20 protein-coding genes and 1 other annotated feature are annotated in these 16,020 nt (G+C 62.9%); all 20 genes read left to right on the plus strand.

What is annotated here, in order from left to right; all coding sequences use genetic code 11:
* Nucleotides 1–288 precede the first annotated feature (288 nt).
* The 20 genes from B5E56_RS08300 (at nt 289) to recN (ending at nt 15,687) form a co-directional block, all read left to right on the plus strand.
* Nucleotides 289–1,200: a stage III sporulation protein AB gene (locus tag B5E56_RS08300; protein WP_087389333.1), complete on the plus strand. Its 912-nt coding sequence runs from the start codon at nt 289–291 to the stop codon at nt 1,198–1,200.
* Nucleotides 1,197–1,709, plus strand: a complete 513-nt coding sequence (locus B5E56_RS08305) for a stage III sporulation protein AB (RefSeq protein WP_087389334.1) — start codon at nt 1,197–1,199, stop codon at nt 1,707–1,709. Before B5E56_RS08300 ends, B5E56_RS08305 begins: the two co-directional genes overlap by 4 nt.
* A gap of 13 nt (nt 1,710–1,722) precedes the next feature.
* Nucleotides 1,723–1,917, plus strand: a complete 195-nt coding sequence (gene spoIIIAC, locus B5E56_RS08310; RefSeq protein WP_087188035.1) for a stage III sporulation protein AC — start codon at nt 1,723–1,725, stop codon at nt 1,915–1,917.
* A 2-nt stretch (nt 1,918–1,919) separates the two neighbouring features.
* Complete coding sequence (locus tag B5E56_RS08315) at nt 1,920–2,306, plus strand: SpoIIIAC/SpoIIIAD family protein (protein WP_087188036.1); 387 nt, start codon at nt 1,920–1,922, stop codon at nt 2,304–2,306.
* Between the two features lie 30 nt (nt 2,307–2,336).
* On the plus strand, nt 2,337–3,428 hold the full coding sequence (locus B5E56_RS08320) for a stage III sporulation protein AE (RefSeq protein WP_087389335.1): 1,092 nt from the start codon (nt 2,337–2,339) through the stop codon (nt 3,426–3,428).
* Nucleotides 3,429–3,432: 4 nt separating this feature from the next.
* The gene (locus B5E56_RS08325) at nt 3,433–3,924 is read left to right on the plus strand and encodes a stage III sporulation protein AF (RefSeq protein ID WP_087266461.1); all 492 of its coding nucleotides are present in this window, start codon (nt 3,433–3,435) and stop codon (nt 3,922–3,924) included.
* Complete coding sequence (locus tag B5E56_RS08330) at nt 3,921–4,466, plus strand: stage III sporulation protein AG (protein WP_087389336.1); 546 nt, start codon at nt 3,921–3,923, stop codon at nt 4,464–4,466. The genes B5E56_RS08325 and B5E56_RS08330 overlap by 4 nt, the downstream gene beginning before the upstream one ends.
* A 12-nt stretch (nt 4,467–4,478) precedes the next feature.
* Nucleotides 4,479–5,063, plus strand: coding sequence for a SpoIIIAH-like family protein (locus tag B5E56_RS08335; protein WP_087389337.1), 585 nt, complete (start codon nt 4,479–4,481; stop codon nt 5,061–5,063).
* Between the two features lie 87 nt (nt 5,064–5,150).
* Nucleotides 5,151–5,531 (plus strand): Asp23/Gls24 family envelope stress response protein, encoded by a 381-nt coding sequence (locus B5E56_RS08340; protein WP_087188041.1) that lies wholly within the window; start codon nt 5,151–5,153, stop codon nt 5,529–5,531.
* Between the two features lie 197 nt (nt 5,532–5,728).
* Nucleotides 5,729–6,217 (plus strand): transcription antitermination factor NusB, encoded by a 489-nt coding sequence (gene nusB / locus B5E56_RS08345; RefSeq protein ID WP_087188042.1) that lies wholly within the window; start codon nt 5,729–5,731, stop codon nt 6,215–6,217.
* Nucleotides 6,217–7,149 carry a DNA-binding protein gene (locus B5E56_RS08350; RefSeq protein WP_087389338.1) on the plus strand — a complete coding sequence of 311 codons (933 nt, stop codon included), beginning with the start codon at nt 6,217–6,219 and terminating at the stop codon, nt 7,147–7,149. The genes nusB and B5E56_RS08350 overlap by 1 nt, the downstream gene beginning before the upstream one ends.
* On the plus strand, nt 7,146–8,333 hold the full coding sequence (gene xseA / locus B5E56_RS08355) for an exodeoxyribonuclease VII large subunit (protein ID WP_087389339.1): 1,188 nt from the start codon (nt 7,146–7,148) through the stop codon (nt 8,331–8,333). Before B5E56_RS08350 ends, xseA begins: the two co-directional genes overlap by 4 nt.
* Nucleotides 8,334–8,363: 30 nt before the next feature.
* Entirely contained in the window at nt 8,364–8,600 is a 237-nt protein-coding gene (gene xseB, locus B5E56_RS08360) for an exodeoxyribonuclease VII small subunit (RefSeq protein WP_087188045.1), read from the plus strand.
* On the plus strand, nt 8,597–9,478 hold the full coding sequence (locus B5E56_RS08365; RefSeq protein ID WP_087389340.1) for a polyprenyl synthetase family protein: 882 nt from the start codon (nt 8,597–8,599) through the stop codon (nt 9,476–9,478). The genes xseB and B5E56_RS08365 overlap by 4 nt, the downstream gene beginning before the upstream one ends.
* An 8-nt stretch (nt 9,479–9,486) precedes the next feature.
* Nucleotides 9,487–9,948 (plus strand): divergent PAP2 family protein, encoded by a 462-nt coding sequence (locus B5E56_RS08370; protein ID WP_087389341.1) that lies wholly within the window; start codon nt 9,487–9,489, stop codon nt 9,946–9,948.
* Between the two features lie 56 nt (nt 9,949–10,004).
* A complete protein-coding gene (dxs, locus tag B5E56_RS08375) occupies nt 10,005–11,849 on the plus strand; it encodes a 1-deoxy-D-xylulose-5-phosphate synthase (RefSeq protein WP_087389342.1) in 1,845 nt (614 codons plus the stop codon).
* Nucleotides 11,836–12,657, plus strand: coding sequence for a TlyA family RNA methyltransferase (locus B5E56_RS08380; protein WP_087266448.1), 822 nt, complete (start codon nt 11,836–11,838; stop codon nt 12,655–12,657). The genes dxs and B5E56_RS08380 overlap by 14 nt, the downstream gene beginning before the upstream one ends.
* Entirely contained in the window at nt 12,654–13,517 is an 864-nt protein-coding gene (locus B5E56_RS08385) for an NAD(+)/NADH kinase (RefSeq protein WP_087389343.1), read from the plus strand. Before B5E56_RS08380 ends, B5E56_RS08385 begins: the two co-directional genes overlap by 4 nt.
* Before the next feature lie 3 nt (nt 13,518–13,520).
* Nucleotides 13,521–13,973: an arginine repressor gene (locus tag B5E56_RS08390; RefSeq protein WP_087188051.1), complete on the plus strand. Its 453-nt coding sequence runs from the start codon at nt 13,521–13,523 to the stop codon at nt 13,971–13,973.
* Between the two features lie 16 nt (nt 13,974–13,989).
* Entirely contained in the window at nt 13,990–15,687 is a 1,698-nt protein-coding gene (gene recN / locus B5E56_RS08395) for a DNA repair protein RecN (RefSeq protein ID WP_087389344.1), read from the plus strand.
* A gap of 66 nt (nt 15,688–15,753) precedes the next feature.
* Nucleotides 15,754–15,996: a binding site (T-box leader), on the plus strand.
* The last annotated feature ends 24 nt before the right edge of the window (nt 15,997–16,020 follow it).

Here is a 16,020-nt window from a genome sequence, read left to right on the forward strand (position 1 = left end):
GCGGCCGTTTTTCGTGGGAATCCGCCCCTTTTGCCGGGGAAACGGATTGCCACGCCAGTGTGCGCACTGGCTCGCAATGACAGGTTTGTGCAAAACAGCTATTTTGCAACAGGCCCTTTTTGCTATGCAAAAGCATAGCAAAATTGGCCATGTGCCGCTTTCAGCGGCACGGCCATGAAATCAAAGCGCATGGGCCGGGACGGCCCATAAGCGCATGAAGTTTCATGGTCATAAATGGGGACGGGCCCTCATAGGTATGTTGCAGACACCAAAGAAGGATGTGACGCTATGCGGGAACAAGGGGATGTAACGCGGTATTTACAGGCGGCGGCCCTGCTGCCGCCCCATATGCGGCGGCAGGCGGAGGGGTTGGACAAGTCCAGTCAGGCGGTGGCCGAGGAGCTGCGGCTGCGGGCGGGCAGGCCAATGACGGTGGTGTGCCCTACGGGGGAGCGGCCCCTGCCCGGTGGTGAGCCGGTGAGTCCGGCGGACCTGAGCCTGGTGGTGGAGATCGCCACCCGGGCCTCCGCCCACACTGCCATGGAGCGAATGAGAAGCGGCTTTTTTACCGTGCCGGGCGGCCACCGCATCGGTATCTGCGGCAGCGCGGTGGTGAAGGATGGCGCGGTGTTCAATCTGCGGCAGCTGTCCTCTTTGGCCATCCGCATCGCCCGTGAGGTGCCGGGAGCCGCCGCCGCTGTGGCGGACAGGCTGTGGGAGGGGGATCGCTTTCAGAGCACCCTCATCCTGTCCCCGCCGGGAGGCGGCAAGACCACCCTGCTGCGGGATCTGATCCGAAGGCTCTCCGACGGAACGGGCCACCCGCCCCTGCGGGTGGGGGTGGCCGATGAGCGGGGGGAGCTGGCGGCCATGTACAACGGCCTGCCTCAGTTTGACGTGGGGCGGCAGACCGATGTGATGGACGGCTGTCCCAAGGCGGAGGGATTGATGATGCTGCTGCGGGGGATGAATCCCCAGGTGCTGGCCGCCGACGAGATCACCGCGCCCCAGGACTGCGCTGCCCTGCTGCTGGCAGCCAACTGCGGCGTGCGCCTTCTCTGTACCGCCCACGCCGCCGACCTGGAGGACCTGAAGACCCGGCCTCTGTACCGGCCTCTGCTGGAAAACCGCTGCTTTCAGAAGCTGGCGGTGCTCTCCCGGGGGCCGGAGGGGCGGAGCTGTCAGGTGTACCAGCTGTGATCCGGCTGATGGGCGCCCTGCTGACGGTGGGCGGCGGGGCCTTTCTGGGTTTTGACGCCCACCGGCGGCTGAAGCGGCGGGCCAGGGTGCTGCGGCAGCTGGCCGGGGCGCTGGAGCAGATGGACCGGGAGATCTCCTTCCGCCTTACGCCCATGCCCCAGCTGATGGAGGAGTTGGCTGATGATTATCCGCCGCCGGTGGGAGAGCTGTTTGCCAACTGCCGGAAGGGCATGGAGGAGTTGGGGGAGCGCTCCCTGGCGGAGATCTGGCGGCAGGCTCTGGAGGATACCCCGCTGGATCTGGAAGGCCGGTCTGCCGCCGTGATGGACGAGCTGGGGGAGGTGCTGGGCCGGTTCGAGGAATCCGGCCTGCGCTCCGCTCTGGCCCGGGCGGTGGCGGAACTGACCCGGGAGGCGGAACTTGCCCGGGAGGACGGGGAAAAGCGGGGCAGGATGTATCAGGTGCTGGGCTTGACCTGCGGCGGGCTGCTGGTCATTCTGCTGCTTTAAAGGAGTTAAAAACATGGATGTGGATCTGATCTTTAAAATCGCCGCCATCGGAATTCTGGTGTCGGTGCTCAATCAGGTGCTCTCCCGGTCTGGCCGGGACGAGCAGGCCACCATGACTACCCTGGCGGGGCTGGTGGTGGTACTTATGATGGTGGTCCAGCAGATCAGCGGGCTGTTTGATCTGGTCAAGGACCTGTTCGGTCTGTAGCCATGGAGACCATGCTGAAGGTGGGGGCGGTGGCCGTCCTGGGTGCTCTGTGTGCCGTGATGGTGAAGGGCACCGCCCGGCAGCTGGCTCTGGTGCTCTCCATTGCCGCCGCCGCTGTGGTGCTTGGCCTGGCCCTGGGGGCGGTGGAGGACGTGGTGGCCATGGCGGAGGAGCTGCAGGATATGGCGGGGCTGTCCCCTGCGGTGGTGGCCCCCGTCATCAAGACGGTGGGCATTGCCATCCTCACCCACATTGCCGCCCAGGTATGCAAGGACGCGGGGGAGGGGGGCATTGCCGCCGTTACCGAGACGGCCGGCTCCGCCTTGGCTCTGTGTACCGCCCTGCCCCTGCTGCGGGCGGTGCTGGACACGGTGGCACAGCTGCTGTGAGAAGTTGGTACAAAAGAGGAGGAAGGGACCATGATACGGCATTTGGCGGTGCTGGTGGTGCTGCTGACGGTACTGACGGGGACGGCCTGGGCCAGTCAGGGCGTGCTGGACGCTCAGTCTGCTGCCCTGGACCTGGAGGGGCTGGAGAACGCCGGGGAGGAGTGGATGCCTGACGCCGACCTGTCCGCCGGGTTAGATCTGGACGACAGCATCGACCAGATTCTGGATACCGGCAGCGCGGAGCTGGGGGGTGTGATTCGCAAAGCCCTGCGCAGCGGGGCCCTGCTGCTGGCGGTGGTGCTCTTCTGCTCTCTGGCCGAGGGCATGGGGGCGGGCCAGGGGCCGGTCAATGGGGTGGCTCTGGTGGGGGCCCTGGCGGTGACCGCCATTGCGGCGGCTGACGCCAACTCCCTCATCGGCATGGGCCGGGAGGCCATCGAGCATATGGACAGCTTCTCCAAACTGCTGCTGCCCGCGGTGACGGCGGCGGCCTCCGCCGCCGGGTCCCCGGGAGGGGCGGTGGCCCGGCAGCTGGCCACCATGCTCTTTTCCGACCTGCTCATCACCTTGATCAACCGTGTACTGCTGCCCCTGGTGTATACCTACATCGCGGCCTGTGTGGCCTGGGCTGCGGTGGGCAACGATGGCCTCAAGCGGATGGCGGCTACCCTCAAGTGGGCGGTGACCACGGTGCTCACCGGTACCCTCATCCTCTTTGTCACCTATCTCACCATCAGCGGGGTCATCGCGGGCACCACCGACGCCCTCACCGTCAAGGCCGCCAAGTTTACCATGTCCAGCATGGTGCCGGTGGTGGGCGGCATTCTGTCCGACGCGGCGGAGACCGTGCTGGCGGGAGCGGGGGTGCTGAAAAATACGGTGGGTGTGTTCGGGATGCTGGTGGTCATCGGCATCTGTCTGGTGCCTTTCCTCCAGCTGGGCTTTCACTATCTGACCTATAAGGTGTCCTCCGCCCTCAGCGCCGCCCTGTCGGGCAGCCGTGTGGCCTCCCTCATCGACCAGATCGGCGGGGCCTTTGGACTGATCCTGGGGATGACCGGGGCCTGCGCCCTGCTGCTGCTCATCTCCATGATCTCCGCCGTGTCGCTGGCAGGGGGGTGAGACGATGGTAGAATTTTTGGGAAAATGGCTGATGGGGGTGACCTGTGCGGCCATGATCCTGGCCCTGGCGGAGGGCCTGTCCCCGGCAGGGGGGCCAAAACGGGCGGCCAGGCTGGCCGGCGGGTTGCTCCTGCTGCTGGCCGTGGTGAAGCCCTTGATAAGCCTGGACGGTTCGGCCCTCACCCGGGCCATGACGGAATACCGCCTGGACGCGGAATACTCTGCTCAGGCGCTGGAGGAGGAGAATAAAACCCTGATGATGGACATCATAGAAGCCCAGTCCGCCGCATATATTCAGGACAAGGCGGCAGCGTTGGGCATCACCTGCACGGTGCAGGTGGAGGCCGACGAGGCGGCGGAATACCCCATCCCCAAGGTGGTCACCATCACCGGGGAGCTGTCCCGGGAGGAGCGGGAGGCCCTCACCGAGCAGATTGAGGCCGATTTTGCCATCCCGGCAGACCGGCAGTATTACGAAAGCGGGGGAGCGGAATGAACCGGCGAGAACCGGAGAAAGGAAACGGGCTGGTCCTGTACAAGGGGCGGCTCATGGAGCTGTTCCAGCGGTATAAATACGCACTGCTGGTGGTGGCAGTGGGCGTGATCATGATGGCCCTGCCCGCCCTGAGCGGAGGCGGGGAGAACACCCAGACCCGACAGCAGAGCGCCCAGGAGGTGGAATTTGGAACGGAGGAACTGGAGGGACGGCTGGAGGAGGCCCTGTCTCAGATGGACGGGGTGGGGCAGGCAGAGGTGGTGCTCACTCTGCGGTCCGGACCGGGCCAGGTACTGGCCCAGGATACCCAGAACTCGGTGCGGGAGGAGGGAAGCGAGTCCTCCCAGTCCACGGTGGTGCTCTCCAAGGGCTCCGGCTATGAGGAACCGGTGATCCTCCAACAGCTTTCGCCCCAATATCAGGGGGCTCTTGTGGTATGCTCCGGCGGGGACGACCCCGCAGTACGCCTGCAGGTGGTGGAGGCGGTATCCGCCCTCACCGGGCTGGGGGCCAATCAGATCGCAGTATCAAAAGGAAAGTGAGGCAGTAACAGTATGAACGTATGGAAACGAAACGCGGTGGTGGCCGCAGTGGTGCTCTTTGTGTGCGGCGCGGTGTATCTCAACTGGTCCTATCAGAAGGGGCAGAGCGAGGAAGCGGGCAAGACTCTGGGCGAGGCGGAGCTGGTGTCCATGCAGAGCGCCGACCCGCTGCTTAAAACAAGTCCCGCACCCTCGGCGGACCCCTCGGCCTCGCCAGCGCCCACCGCCACGGACAAGAGCAGCGGCTACTTTGACGCCGCCCGGCTCAACCGCCAGCAGGCCAGAGACAGCGCCCTGTCCATCCTCCAGGAGGCCGCCGCCGACACCAACGCCACCGAGACCATGAAGGCGGAGACCGGTGAGGCTATCCAGACCCTGGCCGACTACACCGTGTCCGAGGCCCAGATCGAAAATCTGGTCACCGCCAAGGGGTACGCCGACTGCGTGGCTTTCATCAGCGACGGCAGCGTCAGCGTGGTGGTGTCCGACACCGAGGAGGGACTCACCGACGCCGATGTGGCCCGCATCACCGAGATCGTCACCGAAGAGACCGGCCTGGAGGCCAGCGCCATCACCATCATCGAAGCCCAGCCCTGAGCCCCAGGGTCCCCGCCAAAAATCAGTTGTATTTTTTCTGATTTGTGGTAAAATGGTCCCATAGTACACAAAAGGAGCGTGACCGGTATGGGCGATGGAAAGGAATATATCTCCCGGCCTGACGAACTGGGTAACATCCATATCTCCGAGGATGTGCTGGCTGTGATCGCGGCGGCCGCCGCCACGGAAGTGGAGGGCGTGGGCAGTCTGTCCACCAATCTGAGCAGCGATATCGCGGAGCTGCTGGGCGCAAAGAAGAATCTGTCCAAGGGCATCCGCATTACTATGGTGGGGGAGAGCGTCCGGGTAGACGTGTCCCTGCTGGTCAAATACGGGTATACCATCGTTGACGTGGCCAAAGAGGTGCAGAGCGCCGTCTTTAACGCCATTGAAAATACCAGCGGCCTGACCGTGGAACACGTCAATGTCCATGTGGCCGGCATCGTATTTGAAAAGGAACACAAGTAAATCAAGCCAGACCAAGGGCCTGTTGCAGAGCAAGCAACAGGCCCTTTTGTGTGTTTTGGCCGGTCTGCCCCAGGAAAAGGGGCTGGAATCTGGAGTCTAATTTTGAAATATCTCTTTCCTTTTTGCATACAGTTGATGTATAATCATAATAACTGTGAATATCACCGGCTCATCATGCCGGAATGGAGGAACCCATCATGACCAGAACCGCCGCCCGAGAGATCGCCGTCCACCTGACCTTTGAACTGGGCTTCACCGGGCAGACCGCCCGGGAGCTGCTGGACGAGGCCCTCAACCGCAAGACCTTCGCCCTCATCGGGGAGGAGGAGCCCCTGTATGCCGAATTCCCCAACGAGGCCCAGCGGACCTACATCACCCGTCTGGTAGAGGGGGTCTATGACCACGCCCCCGAGCTGGACGAGTATATCTCCAAGTACGCCATCGGCTGGAAGTTCTCCCGTATGAACCGGGTGGCCGTGGCCATTATGCGTGTGGCGATGTATGAGATCCTGTATATGCAGGACATCCCCAATGCCGCCGCCATCAACGAGGCCCTGGAGCTGGTGAAGCACTACGAGGAGCCCGAGGTGGTCTCCTTTGTCAACGGTATTCTGGGCTCCTTCGTCCGGGGGGAGCACATCCCTGACCCGGTAGGCCTGAAGGAGCAGCCGGAGGCGGAGGGCTGATGCGTACCCTGGGCATCGACACCAGCAACTACACCACTTCCGCCGCCGTCTTTGACGGCGAGGGGGGCGAGAACGCCGGACGCCTGCTGGAAGTGCGCCCCGGCGAGCTGGGCCTGCGGCAGAGCGACGCCCTGTTCCAGCACGTCAAGGCTCTGCCCGACCGCTTTGCCCAGCTGAGAGAGGGCGGCTGGCTGGATGGTATTGTTGCCGTGGGCGCTTCCACCCGGCCCCGGGCGGTGGAAGGGTCCTATATGCCCTGCTTCCTGGCGGGGGAGAGCCAGGGCCGTACCCTGGCTGCCGCGTTGAATGTGCCCTTCTTTGCCTGCTCTCATCAGCAGGACCATATTGCCGCCGCCGCCTGGTCGGCGGGCCGGATGGATCTGCTGGACAGGCCTATGCTGGCCTGGCACCTGTCCGGCGGCACCACCGAGCTGCTCCATGTGGAGCCGGAGGGGGTCAATGTGAAAGCCACTCTGCTGGGTGGCACCAGCGACATCTCCGCCGGACAGCTCATTGACCGCACCGGCGTGCTGCTGGGCCTGCCATTCCCGGCGGGTAAGGCGGTGGACCAGCTGGCTCAGGCGGGGCAGGCCAAGAAATTTACTGTGAAGCTAAATGACTTTACGTTTTCACTCTCCGGTATGGAGAATAAGGTGAAGGCTATGGCAGAGCAGGGGGCGGAGAAGGCAGACATCGCCCGCTTTGCCCTGCTGACGGTGGCCGACGTGGTGCGACGCACCACCCTGGCCGCCCTGAAGCAGTATCCCGGCCTGCCGGTGCTGTGCTCCGGCGGTGTAGCTTCCAACTCCCTGCTGCGGCAGGTGATGGAGCCTCTGGGAGCGGTGTTTGCCCAGCCCCGGTTCTCCACCGACAACGCCATGGGTACCGCCATCCTCACCTGGCGGGCTGTAAAGGCGGGTGAGTTGACATGAGCCATATCTACACGGTTTCTCAGGTCAACCAGTATATCAAATCCCTGCTGGACCGGGACCGGGAGCTGACCGCCCTGTATGTCCGGGGGGAGATCTCCAACTACAAGGCCTATCCCTCTGGCCACCACTATTTTTCCCTGAAGGACGGGGAGGGGGCCATCCGCTGCGTTATGTTCAAGCGGGAGGCCATGTCCCTCCGGTTCCGGCCGGAAAACGGCATGAAGGTCATCGCTTTCGGCCGGGTGGCGGTCTTTCCCCGGGACGGACAGTACCAGCTGTACTGTACCTCCCTGACCCCGGAGGGAGTGGGGGATCTGCATCTGGCCTTTGAACAGCTGAAACAGAAGCTGTATGCGGAGGGACTGTTTGACCCCGCCCACAAAAAGCCCATCCCCAAATTCCCCAAGCGCATCGCTCTCATTACCTCCTCCGCCGGCGCGGCGGTGCGGGATATGCTGCGCATCCTGGGGGCCCGGTGGCCCATGGCGGAGGTTTTTCTCCTGCCGGTGCGGGTCCAGGGGGCGGAGGCCCCCGGGGAGATCTGCGCCGCTATTGCCTGGGCTAACCAGCATCAGGTGGCCGACCTCATCATTACCGGCCGGGGCGGCGGGTCCATGGAGGATCTGTGGGCCTTCAATGACGAAAACGTAGCCCGCACCATCTATCACTCGGCCATTCCGGTGATCTCTGCGGTGGGGCATGAACCTGACGTGACCATCGCCGATTTTGTAGCCGACCTGCGGGCGGCCACCCCCTCCAACGCCGCCGAGCTGGCAGTACCCGACCAGAACGAGGTAGCGGTGTGGCTGCGGCAGATGGAGGGGCGGTTGGCCCAGGCCATGGGCCGCAAGCTGGAGTCCGCCCGAAAGGATCTGGACCGGGCGGCCCGGTGCCGGGCCCTTCAGGACCCTATGAACTATGTGGACGACAAGCGGATGGTACTGGACTACCAGCGGGAGAAGCTGGCGGCAGGACTGAACGCCGCTCTCAACCGGGAGCGGCAGCGTTTTGGACAGCTGGCCTCCAAGCTGGACGCCCTCAGCCCTCTGAAGGTACTGGGCCGGGGCTACGCCATCCCCCGAAAGGCGGACGGCGGTGTGGTCCGGTCTGTGACCGACGTGGCCCCCGGCGACCCTTTGAAGCTGCGGGTGGCCGATGGCGAGATATCCTGTCAAGTGGTTTAACTTGACTGCTTTTGGAAAGGACTTAAGGACATGGCGGAAGAAAAACTGACCTTTGAGCAGGCTATGGGCCGGCTGGAGGAGATCGTGAAGCGGCTGGAGCGGGGAGACGCCCCGTTGGAGGAGGCTCTGTCCCTCTTTGAGGAGGGGACCCGGCTGCTGGGCGGCTGTTCCGCCCAACTGGACAGTGCCGAACAGAAGGTGCGCAAGCTGCTGGCAGGGCCGGATGGTCAGCCGGCAGAGGAGCCGTTTGAGGAGGGACAGGTATGACGGAACAGGAGAGACTGGACGGCCACAGGGCTCAGGCGGAGGAATGGCTGCGCCACTGCTTCCAGGGCCGGGCGCCCCGTGGGGATCTCTACGACGCCATGTACTACAGTCTGCTGGCAGGCGGCAAGCGGATCCGGCCGGTGCTGCTGCTGGAGAGCTGCCGGCTGTGCGGCGGCGATCCGGAGAAAGCGCTGCCTTTTGCCGGGGCCATTGAGATGATCCATACTTACTCGCTGATCCACGACGATCTGCCCTGCATGGACGACGACGACCTGCGCCGGGGCCGGCCCACCAACCACAAGGTATATGGCGAGGCTACCGCTGTACTGGCGGGAGATGCGCTGCTGACCGCGGCCTTTGAGTGGATGCTGGACCCGTCTGTGACCCTGCCGCCGGAGCGGGTGCTGGAGGCGGCGGGGATACTGGCCCGGGCCGCCGGAGCCCAGGGTATGGTGGGCGGCCAGGTGCTGGACATGGCCGGCGAGGGCCACGCCATGGGTCTTGCCGAGGTGGAGGAGCTCCAGCGGCTCAAAACCGGGGCTCTCATCCGGGCCGCCGCCGAGATGGGCTGCGTGCTGGCCGGCGGCAGTGAGGAACAGCGGAAGGCCGTGTGCCGCTACGCGGAGCGGATCGGCCTTGCCTTCCAGATCCAGGACGACATCCTGGATGTGGTAGGTGACGAGGCCACCTTGGGCAAGCCGGTGGGCTCCGACGCCAAGAGCGAGAAAAACACCTTCGTGACCCTGAAAGGGGTGGAGGAGTGCCGCCATCTGGTGGAGAAACTGACCGAGGAGGCCGTGGAAGCCCTGTCCATCTTTGGGGATGAGGGCGACAGCCTGTGCTGGCTGGCCCGCTCCCTGGCAAGCCGTGAGAAGTGAGGCGCATCATGGGAAACGTAGTAAACTTTTTCACCGGCAATCTGATCCTCAACCTGGCGATCCTGGCCTGGTTCATTGCGCAGGTGTTGAAGATCATCATTACCTTCTGCACAAAAAAGAAGCTGGACTGGCACTATCTGGTGGCCAGCGGCGGGATGCCCAGCTCCCACTCCGCCTTCGTATGCGCTTGCGCCGCGGCGGTGGGCTATATGTACGGCTGGGGCTCGCCCCTGTTCAGTATCGCGGCGGTGGTGGCCATCGTGGTCATGTATGACGCCGCCAACGTCCGCAAGGCGGCGGGGGAGCAGGCCAAGATCCTCAACTATATCATGGACCACTGGACGGAGATGAAGCCCGCCCTCTTCGGCAAGGAGCTGAAGGAACTGCTGGGTCACACGCCCTTCCAGGTCCTGATGGGTGGTGTACTGGGTGTGGCAGTGGGCTTGTTCGGCGCTTGGCAGTGGAGTTGACAGCCCCACTGATTTGTTGATTTGATCCTTCACCGGGAGGTGTTACCATTCTTAGTCTGGAGCAATGTTCCAACGATCTCAGCGCCCTGACCGACAATGAGGCGGCTGCTCTCTGCGGTCTGCTGCGGGCCCGCATCCTGGATGTGGTCTCCCGCACCGGCGGCCATCTGGCCTCCAGTCTGGGGGCGGTGGAGCTGATCGTTGCCATTCATCGGGTATTTGATACCGGCCGGGACCGGCTGGTGTTTGACGTGGGCCACCAGTGTTACGCCCACAAGATCCTCACCGGCCGCAATGCCGCCATGGAGACCCTGCGCTCCTTCGGCGGGCTGGCCGGTTATCCAAAACCCTCCGAGAGCGACACCGACGCATTCATCGCCGGCCACGCCTCCAACTCAGTGTCGGTGGCCCTCGGAATAGCAAGGGCAAGAACTTTACAGCATGAAGATTACAGTGTATTGGCCCTGATTGGTGACGGGGCCCTCACCGGCGGCCTGGCCTATGAGGGTCTGTCTGACGCAGGGGACAGCAAGGAGCCCCTTATCGTCATTCTCAACGACAACGGGATGTCCATCACCAAGAGCGTGGGCGGCGTGGCCGACCATCTGGCCCGTCAGCGGCTTAAGCCCCAGTATCTCCGCTTCAAACGGGGTTACCGGAAGGTAATGGGAGCTACCGCTCTGGGGCGTGGGATCTACAAAGTGACCCACAAGGTCAAGACCGCCATCAAGGAGACCCTGCTGCCTTGCAGTCTCTTTGAGGATATGGGCTTTACCTACCTGGGGCCGGTGGACGGCCATGATGTGAAGCGGCTGACCCGGCTGCTCAAGTATGCCCGGGACCTGAAAGGCCCTGTGCTGCTCCATGTCAGAACTGTAAAGGGAAAGGGCTACACACCAGCGGAGCGCAACCCCGATCAATTCCATGGTGTGGGCCGCTTCTGTGTGGAGACCGGCGAGGTGCTGAAGGGCGGCGGTACCAATTTCTCCGCTGTCTTTGGACAGACCCTTTGCAAGATGGCGGAGGAGGACCCCAGACTGTGCGCCATTACCGCCGCCATGCAGGGAGGAACGGGACTCAACACCTTTGCCGCCCGATTCCCGGACCGGTTCTTTGATGTGGGCATTGCCGAAGGCCATGCGGTGGCAATGTCCGCCGGTATGGCCAAGCAGGGCATGATCCCGGTCTTTGCGGTATATTCCTCCTTCCTTCAGCGGGCCTACGATATGCTGATCCATGACGTAGCCCTTCAGGGCCTTCATGTGGTCTTTGCCATTGATCGGGCCGGGCTGGTGGGAGAGGACGGTGAGACCCACCACGGTGTCTTTGACCCTGCCTTTCTGGATACGGTGCCCGGCATGACAGTGCTGTGCCCCTCCAGCTATGCTGAGCTGGAGTCGATGCTCCGATATGCCATCTATGAGGTAAAGGGGCCGGTGGCGGTCCGCTATCCCCGGGGTGGACAGGGGGACTATCAGGACGATTCCGGATTGGTCAGCACCGCAGTGCTGCGTGCTGGCAAGGATATTACCTTGACAGGCTACGGTATCACAGTCAATGCGCTGCTGGACTGTGCCCGGCGGCTGGAGGCCGACGGTATCCAGGCCCAGGTACTCAAGCTCAATACCATCACGCCCCTGGACGGGGCGCCGGTGGCAGCCTCGGCGGCGGAAACCGGGCGGCTGCTGGTGGCAGAGGAAGCTGCCCCAGGCAACTGTGTGGGGCAGCGGCTGGCTGCAAAGCTGCTGGAGCGGGGTGTTGCTGCAAAGGTGGCCATGGTCAACACCGGGCCCGGCTTTGTCACCCACGGGCCTGTGTCCCAACTGAGAACCCTGTGCGGCCTGGATGGGGCGTCCCTGTATAAAACAGCGTTGGAGGTCTGCGGACATGGCAATTGTTAAAAAAAGACTGGACGTGCTGTTGGTGGAGCGGGGGCTGGCGGAGAGCCGTCAGCGGGCCCAGGCCATCATTATGAGCGGCCAGGTCTATGTAAAAGAGCAGAAGGTGGACAAGGCCGGAGCCCAGATCCCCGAGGATGCGCCTGTAGAGGTGCGGGGCCAGACCCTGGCCTATGTGAGCCGGGGCGGCCTGAAGCTGGAAAAGGCAATGAAAACCTTTGAGGGCATCCACCTGGACGGGGCGGTGTGCGGCGATATCGGCGCCTCCACCGGCGGCTTTACCGACTGTATGCTCCAAAATGGAGCGGTCAAAGTGTACGCCGTGGATGTGGGCTACGGTCAGCTGGCCTGGTCCCTCCGCAGCGATGAGCGGGTGGTGTGTCTGGAGCGGACCAATGCCCGCTATCTGACCCATGAGCAGATTCCCGACGAGCTGGACTTTGCCAGCGTGGACGTGTCCTTCATCTCCCTGAAGCTGATTCTGCCTGCCCTCCGTGGCCTGCTCAAGCCGGACGGCCAGGCGGTGTGCCTGGTGAAGCCCCAGTTTGAGGCCGGCCGGGAAAAGGTGGGCAAGAAGGGCGTGGTGCGGGACCCCGCTGTCCACTTGGAAGTGATCCAACAATTTCTTAAGAACGCCGCTGATGCGGATTTTACTGTAAAGGATATGACCTTTTCACCAATCAGAGGACCCGAGGGCAACATTGAGTACCTGGGACACCTGCTGGCCGGGGGAGGCGGAGCCTCCTGGACCGGCGATCCGGCAGCCCTGGTAGAGGCATCCCACGCGGCCCTGGAAGGAGCCGGACAATGAAAGTAGTGTTGAGCCCCAACCCCTATCGGGACCGGGGATTGAAGGCCGCCCAGGCGGCGGAGAAGATTCTGAAAGCCGCCGGGGTGGAGACCGCCATCTGCCTGCCCTTTGCGGTGGAGGGGGGAAACATCGAATTCCCCAAGCACATCCAGTTCAAGCAGACCGAGGAGGAACTGAAGGACGCGGATATTCTGGTGTGCTTTGGCGGAGACGGCACCATCCTCCATGCAGCCAAGGACGCCAACCAGCACCATGTGCCCATTCTGGGCGTTAACCTGGGCAGCGTTGGCTTCATGGCGGAGCTGGAACTGGGGGAACTGTCCATGCTCTCCAAGCTGCCCGCCGGAAAGTATGCTGTGGAGGACCGCATGATGCTGGACGTGACGGTGCGGCGGGACGGCAAGGTGATCTATTCTGACATCGCCCTCAACGACGCTGCCCTCACCAAGGGGGCGGTGGCACGGGTGGTGGACCTGGAGGTGCTGGGGGATAAGACCACCATTACCAAGATGTCTGCCGACGGTGTGGTCATCAGCACTCCCACCGGATCTACCGCTTATTCCATGTCGGCAGGCGGCCCCATCGTGGAGCCCACGGCGGAAAACATCATTGTCACGCCCATCTGTCCTCACGCCCTGTCTGCCCGGTCCTTTGTGCTGGGCCATGAGCGGACGGTGTCCATCAAGCTGGGCCGGATGGCCCGCAAGACCGCCTTTTTGTCGGTGGATGGAGGCAAAGCCTTCAAGCTCAACGGCGGCGACGTGGTGGAGACCAAGATGTCCAAATCCAAAACCAGACTGGTTCGGGTGACCGGCCGGACATTCTATGAGATTTTGAATCATAAATTGGGAGGTGCGTAAGCCATGAAAGCGAAACGGCAGCAGGAGATTTTGCGGATCATTGCGGAGCAGGATATTGATACCCAGGATCAGCTTCTGACGGAGCTGCGGGCCAGGGGGGTGCAGTCCACCCAGGCCACCATTTCCCGGGACATCAAGGAACTCCACCTCATTAAGGAACTGACCGGATACGGGACCTATCGTTACGCCGTTTCGGAGCGGAAGGCCTCCCTGAATATCGCGGGACGGCTGCGTACCATCTTCAAGGAGGGCGTTACCTCCTTTGATGTGGCTCAGAATATCGTGGTTTTGAAAACCATGCCCGGTCTGGCCTCTGCGGCCTGCGCCGCCATTGACGGCATGGATATTTCCAGCCTGGTGGGCAGCCTGGCGGGAGACGATACCGCCATCCTCATCATGCGCACCAATGAGGATGCTGCCTCCTTCTGCAACGAGATCCATGCCATGCTGAAATAGATGGACAGGTGATACCATGCTCTCTCTGCTTCACATTGAGAATATTGCGGTGATCCAGACGGCGGACATCCAGTTTGACAAAGGCTTTAACGTCCTCACCGGCGAGACCGGCGCGGGCAAGTCCATTGTGGTGGATGCCATCGGGGCCATCATCGGGGAGCGCACCAGCCGAGATCTGATCCGTACCGGGGCAAAGTCCTCCCTGGTCAACGCGGTGTTTACCGGCCTGCCAGAGCTGGACTGGTTCCGGGAGAACGGCGTAGGCCCCGACGAGGAGGGCAATCTGCTCATCCAGCGGGAGATCCAGCCAGACGGAAAGAACATCTGCCGCATCAATGGCCGGCTCATCACCGTCTCCCAGCTGCGGCAGCTGGGCCGCTTACTGCTCAATATCCACGGCCAGCACGACGGCCAGCAGCTGCTGGACGAGCGGTGTCACCTGGATTACCTGGATGGCTTTGGAGCCACCGGGGCGGATCTGGATGCCTACCGGGTTTGCTATAATAGATTGGCCGCCATCCGGCGGGAGATCTCCGCCCTCCAGATTGACGAGGCGGAGAAGGCCCGGCGCATTGACAGCCTGGAATTTCAGATCGGCGAACTGGAACGGGCTGAACTGCGGAGCGGGGAAGAAGAGGAGCTGACGGAGCGGCGGGATCTGCTGCGCAACGCCGGCAAGCTGATGGAGAGCGTGGAAGGGGCTCATCTGGCCCTGTCCGGTGATGATGAACGGGAAGGAGCCGCTGCCCTGCTGGGGGAGGCGGAGCAGTCTCTTCATGCCGCCGGCCGCATCAGCACCCAGGCCGCCGAGCTGTTGGAAAAGCTGGTGGAACTCCGCTGCGCCGCCGACGACATTGCCGAGCAGATCCGGGATCTGCGGGACGCCTTCGACTTTGAGCCGGGGGAGCTGGATCAGATCGAGAGCCGATTGGATGTGCTTCACCGGCTGAAGAAGAAGTACGGCGATTCGGTGGACGAAATGCTGGACTATCTGGACCGCTGTAAAAAAGAACTGGATGAGATCCAGTTTTCTACCGATACCATTGCCCGGCTGGAGAAGGAGCAGTCCAAAGCCCTGGCCGACGCCAGAAAGGCGGCGGAGACCCTCAGCCAGAGTAGAAAGAAGGCGGCCAAGGCGCTGGAACAGCGGATTCAGAGCGAATTGGCCCAGCTGGATATGCCCAAGGTCCGGTTCCAGGTGGAGTTTGGACCCAAGCCGGGGGAGTTCGCTATGGATGACACCGGCATGGACGAGGTGCAGTTCCTTATGTCTGCCAATGTAGGCGAGGACCTGAAGCCCATCCAGAAGATTGCCTCCGGCGGTGAGCTGGCCCGCATCATGCTAGCCCTGAAAAACGTGCTGGCGGAAAACGATCAGGTGGGCACCATGGTCTTTGACGAGGTGGATACCGGCGTGTCCGGCCGGGCGGCCCAGAAGGTGGCGGAAAAGCTGGCCGATGTGGCCCGCGCCAAGCAGGTGCTGTGCGTCACCCATCTGCCTCAGCTGGCCGCCATGGCCGACGTCCACTTCTCCGTGGAGAAGGGGGAGCGGGGCGGCCGGACCTATACCCAGGTGGAGCGGCTGACCCGTCAGCGCCGGTGCGAGGAGCTGGCCCGGCTTACCTCCGGTGAGCACATCACGGACGCCACCCTTGGCGCCGCTGGGGAGCTGCTGGACAGTGCGGAGGCCTACAAGAAACTACACAAAAGCTAGATTTTGTTGAGTACCCCTTTTCTGCTTGACAAACGGAGCAAGAGCGATTATAATCCTCATCAATATGACACTGCGATGACAGGGAGAAGTACCAACCCCCGTCCCGCCCAGAGAACCCCCGGTTTGGTGAGAGGGGGAGGGGACAGGCTGGGAAATACACTCTGGAGCAGCCGCCTGAACAGGGGAGACCCCCAGTAGGGCCGTGTCGGGTGCGCCCGTTATCGCGCCGCCGTGTGTTGGCACGGCATGAGGCCGTTTTTGTGAGAAAACGGAGAACCAGAGGTGGTACCGCGTTTTTACGCCCTCTGTCCGAACGGACAGAGGGCTTTTTGC

This window comes from Flavonifractor sp. An112 (genome assembly GCF_002161085.1).
GTDB classification, from domain to species: domain Bacteria; phylum Bacillota; class Clostridia; order Oscillospirales; family Oscillospiraceae; genus Flavonifractor; species Flavonifractor avicola.

Coding starts and splice junctions, on each gene's coding strand:
- B5E56_RS08365 (WP_087389340.1), top strand. CDS start 8,597: ATGACGGAACAGGAGAGACTGGACGGCCACAGGGCTCAGGCGGAGGAA.
- spoIIIAC (WP_087188035.1), top strand. CDS start 1,723: ATGGATGTGGATCTGATCTTTAAAATCGCCGCCATCGGAATTCTGGTG.
- B5E56_RS08370 (WP_087389341.1), top strand. CDS start 9,487: ATGGGAAACGTAGTAAACTTTTTCACCGGCAATCTGATCCTCAACCTG.
- B5E56_RS08380 (WP_087266448.1), top strand. CDS start 11,836: ATGGCAATTGTTAAAAAAAGACTGGACGTGCTGTTGGTGGAGCGGGGG.
- nusB (WP_087188042.1), top strand. CDS start 5,729: ATGACCAGAACCGCCGCCCGAGAGATCGCCGTCCACCTGACCTTTGAA.
- B5E56_RS08300 (WP_087389333.1), top strand. CDS start 289: ATGCGGGAACAAGGGGATGTAACGCGGTATTTACAGGCGGCGGCCCTG.
- B5E56_RS08335 (WP_087389337.1), top strand. CDS start 4,479: ATGAACGTATGGAAACGAAACGCGGTGGTGGCCGCAGTGGTGCTCTTT.
- B5E56_RS08320 (WP_087389335.1), top strand. CDS start 2,337: ATGATACGGCATTTGGCGGTGCTGGTGGTGCTGCTGACGGTACTGACG.
- B5E56_RS08325 (WP_087266461.1), top strand. CDS start 3,433: ATGGTAGAATTTTTGGGAAAATGGCTGATGGGGGTGACCTGTGCGGCC.
- B5E56_RS08385 (WP_087389343.1), top strand. CDS start 12,654: ATGAAAGTAGTGTTGAGCCCCAACCCCTATCGGGACCGGGGATTGAAG.
- B5E56_RS08315 (WP_087188036.1), top strand. CDS start 1,920: ATGGAGACCATGCTGAAGGTGGGGGCGGTGGCCGTCCTGGGTGCTCTG.
- xseB (WP_087188045.1), top strand. CDS start 8,364: ATGGCGGAAGAAAAACTGACCTTTGAGCAGGCTATGGGCCGGCTGGAG.
- recN (WP_087389344.1), top strand. CDS start 13,990: ATGCTCTCTCTGCTTCACATTGAGAATATTGCGGTGATCCAGACGGCG.
- B5E56_RS08390 (WP_087188051.1), top strand. CDS start 13,521: ATGAAAGCGAAACGGCAGCAGGAGATTTTGCGGATCATTGCGGAGCAG.
- B5E56_RS08330 (WP_087389336.1), top strand. CDS start 3,921: ATGAACCGGCGAGAACCGGAGAAAGGAAACGGGCTGGTCCTGTACAAG.
- B5E56_RS08340 (WP_087188041.1), top strand. CDS start 5,151: ATGGGCGATGGAAAGGAATATATCTCCCGGCCTGACGAACTGGGTAAC.
- xseA (WP_087389339.1), top strand. CDS start 7,146: ATGAGCCATATCTACACGGTTTCTCAGGTCAACCAGTATATCAAATCC.
- B5E56_RS08350 (WP_087389338.1), top strand. CDS start 6,217: ATGCGTACCCTGGGCATCGACACCAGCAACTACACCACTTCCGCCGCC.